Source organism: Pseudomonas sp. P5_A2_2 (assembly GCF_054177685.1).
Window position 1 is genome coordinate 1 of the sequence record NZ_JBGCUL010000514.1, and the last position, 3,242, is coordinate 3,242.

Genomic DNA, 3,242 nt, shown 5'->3' on the forward strand with positions numbered 1-3,242 from the left:
TAGCAGAAATGATCAGGCGGTTGAGTGGTGCTGGACGATCTGGATGAGATTGCCGCAGGTGTCGTCCAGTACCGCGAGGGTGACCGGTCCCATCACTGTCGGCGGACGGGTGAATTGAACGCCGGCGGCGCTGAGCCGGGCATATTCGGCTTGCACGTCTTCGACGCCGAAAAACGTGCAGGGTATGCCGTCCTGCTTGATCGCGCTCTGGTACGTTTTTGCTGCGGTGTGGGCATTGGGCTCCAGCAGCAACTCGAYGCCATCGGGATCGCCGGGGGATGTCAGCGTCAGCCAGCGATGTTCGCCCATGGGGATATCGTGCTTGAGTTCAAAACCGAGCACATCCCGGTAGAAGGCAAGCGCCTTGGCCTGATCATCGACAAACACGCTGGTGACTACGATTTTCATGGGCTGATCCTCCTGATGGCTGGGCCGCAAACCTGGAGGGTGCTCTCCTTTTCAGCAGAACACCCCATTGGCCATTCACGCACCCGACGGGCGTTGTCTGGTAGACGGCAACAGTATGGTCAGAATTCCCAAAAGCGGCAGGAACGAACACAGCGTGTAGACGTACTCGATGCCATGGATATCCGCCAGATGCCCSAGCARCGCSGCRCCAATSCCGCCRAAACCGAACATCARGCCGAAGAACACCCCGGCGATCATSCCGACRTTGCCKGGCACCARYTCCTGGGCGWASACCACGATGGCCGAGAACGCCGAGGCGAGGATGAAGCCGATGATCATGCTCAACACGCCCGTCCAGAACAGGTCGACGTAGGGCAGGGCGAGGGTGAAGGGCGCGGCGCCGAGGATCGAGAACCAGATCACCTGCTTGCGGCCGATCCGGTCGCCGATCGGGCCGCCAAAGAACGTGCCTGCCGCGACGGCACCGAGGAACAGGAACAGGTACAGCTGCGAACTGGCCACCGACAGGTCGAATTTCTCGATCAGGTAGAAGGTGAAGTAACTGGTGAAGCTGGCCATGTAGAAGTATTTGGAGAACACCAGCAGCGCCAGCACCACCAGGGCGAAGGTCACTCGCCGCTTGGACAGGCCGTGGGTGGCCTTGCTGCCTTGCTTGAGCTTGAACAGGCTCAGGTGATTGCGGTACCAGCGGCTCAGGCCGTACTGCACGAGGATGGCGAACACCGCGAACAGGCCGAACCAGGCGACGTTGCCCTGGCCGTAGGGAATGATGATCGCGGCGGCCAGCAATGGGCCGAAGGCGCTGCCGGCGTTGCCACCGACCTGGAAGGTTGACTGTGCCAGGCCGTAGCGACCACCCGAGGCCAGCCGTGCTACCCGTGAGGTTTCAGGGTGAAAGGTCGACGAACCGACGCCCACCAGCGCCGAGGCCACCAGAATGGCCGGGAAGCTGCCGACCATCGACAGCATCAGAATACCGATCAGGGTGCAGACCATGCCGGCCGGCAACAGCCACGGCTTGGGGTGACGGTCGGTGTAGAAACCGATCCAGGGTTGCAGCAGTGAAGCGGTGAGCTGGAAGGTCAGGGTGATCAGGCCGACCTGGGTGAAACTCAGGCCATAGGTGGTCTTGAGCATCGGGTAGATCGACGGCAGCACGGCCTGGATCAAGTCGTTGATCAGGTGCGCCAGGGCGCAAGCGCCGATGACGCGCATGACCAGCGGGCTGGCCTGGCTTGCAACCGAGACGGTGGGCGAGGGTGAGCTGAGGGTAGTGGTCGACATAGGCGAGTTTCCGGATAAAAACGCGAACTGCGCAGGCAAGGCGCAGCCTATTTCAGGGTTCGGCGTTATCCTATGGGCCCTGAAGGCGCCCGTCTCGCGCAACTCGGGCATGGGCTATCGCAAAAAGGGCATCATGATCAAACCATTGCAGGCATTTCTTGCGGAGATCGACCAGGGCGGCTGGAGAGTTCGCAGCAGTGCGACCGACTACCCGGAAAACTGGATCATCGCGCCGCACTCCCATGAAAAGCATCAACTGATCTATGCCATCGAAGGCGTGATGGTGGTGCACACGGCAACGAGCCAATGGACGGTGCCACCGAGCCGCGGCATCTGGATGCCGAGCGCAGAAGTGCACTCGATTCGTTGTGTGGGGCCGATCAAGATGCGCAGCGTGTTCGTGCACCCCGACGTGAACCTGGATCTGCCCACTGAAACCCGGGCCGTGAGTGTGTCCGCATTGTTGAGTGAGCTGATCAAGGTCTCGGTCGATTTCGATTTCAACTGCGATCCGGACTCGCGGGAAGCCCGGGTGCTGCGGCTGATTCTGGATGAACTGACGATCCTGCCGACCTTGCCGTTGAACCTGCCGCAGCCCACCGATCCGCGGATCAACCTGATCTGCACCGCGTTGCAGCGCAATCCCGGGGATGGCTCGACGTTGTCGGACTGGAGCGCGCGGTTGAGCCTCGATGCAAAAACCATCCAGCGACGGTTGCGCAATGAAACCGGCATGACCTTCGGCCAATGGCGCCAGCAAGCGCGACTGCTGCTGGCGCTGGAGCGGATCGCCGTCGGCGAGAAGATCATCGACATTGCCGGAGAGCTGGGATACGACAGCCCGAGCGCGTTCACGACCATGTTCAAGAAGCAATTCGGCAAGACGCCGAGTGATTTTTTCAAGTGATGGACGCTTAACCCCACGCCAGTACCGCCAGGCCACCGGCCACGAGCAGCCGTCCGGCCTGGATTAGCGACGCGCCAGGGATCGCCCTGTAAACTGGCCGCGCAAAAGGCGCTCGCCTTACCCTTTCAAGCAAGAGAACCTGCAATGGCAAACCACGACCTGACCTTTACCCCCGATCCCGATGCCGATTCGATTTCCTCCGACGTCGTCGGTTTCGGCGGTGTGCTGGTCTCCACCCAGATCCCGACCCGCGCCGACGGCAGCCTGGAGCTGGGCGACATCACCCTGCAAAGCGAATGCACCCTGCAAGCGCTGAAGGTCGCGCTGGAGCGTGCCGGCAGTTCCATGGACCGCGTGATGCACCTGACCATCTACCTCACCGACATGGCCGACCGCGCCGCGTTCAACGAGGTCTACAAGCGCTACTTCGCCAAGCCATGGCCGGTGCGCGCCGCTGTCGGGGTTGCCTCGTTGGCGGTGGAAGGCATGCGCGTGGAAGTGACCGCGATGGCGGCCAAGGCCTGACCGCAGCGACACAAAAACCCGGGGCATGGGCTGAATTTGTGGCCGACGCCGATCAAAATGTGGGAGCGAGCTTGCTCGCGATGGCGGCGTGTCAGTC

General features: G+C 61.7%; 4 protein-coding genes. 2 read left to right on the top strand and 2 right to left on the bottom strand.

Annotated elements, in window-relative coordinates; translation table 11 throughout:
* Nucleotides 1-12: 12 nt before the first annotated feature.
* Both ACXRVY_RS21435 and ACXRVY_RS21440 read right to left on the bottom strand, forming a co-directional pair.
* Nucleotides 13-408 carry a VOC family protein gene (locus tag ACXRVY_RS21435; RefSeq protein ID WP_458238180.1) on the bottom strand — a complete coding sequence of 132 codons (396 nt, stop codon included), beginning with the start codon at nucleotides 406-408 and terminating at the stop codon, nucleotides 13-15.
* A 75-nt stretch (nucleotides 409-483) separates the two neighbouring features.
* Entirely contained in the window at nucleotides 484-1,713 is a 1,230-nt protein-coding gene (locus ACXRVY_RS21440; protein WP_458238181.1) for an MFS transporter, read from the bottom strand.
* A gap of 133 nt (nucleotides 1,714-1,846) precedes the next feature.
* Here ACXRVY_RS21440 and ACXRVY_RS21445 point away from each other — a divergent pair, with 133 nt between their 5' ends.
* The gene (locus ACXRVY_RS21445; RefSeq protein WP_458238182.1) at nucleotides 1,847-2,620 is read left to right on the top strand and encodes an AraC family transcriptional regulator; all 774 of its coding nucleotides are present in this window, start codon (nucleotides 1,847-1,849) and stop codon (nucleotides 2,618-2,620) included.
* A gap of 144 nt (nucleotides 2,621-2,764) precedes the next feature.
* Complete coding sequence (locus tag ACXRVY_RS21450) at nucleotides 2,765-3,145, top strand: RidA family protein (protein WP_008021538.1); 381 nt, start codon at nucleotides 2,765-2,767, stop codon at nucleotides 3,143-3,145.
* Nucleotides 3,146-3,242: the final 97 nt, after the last annotated feature.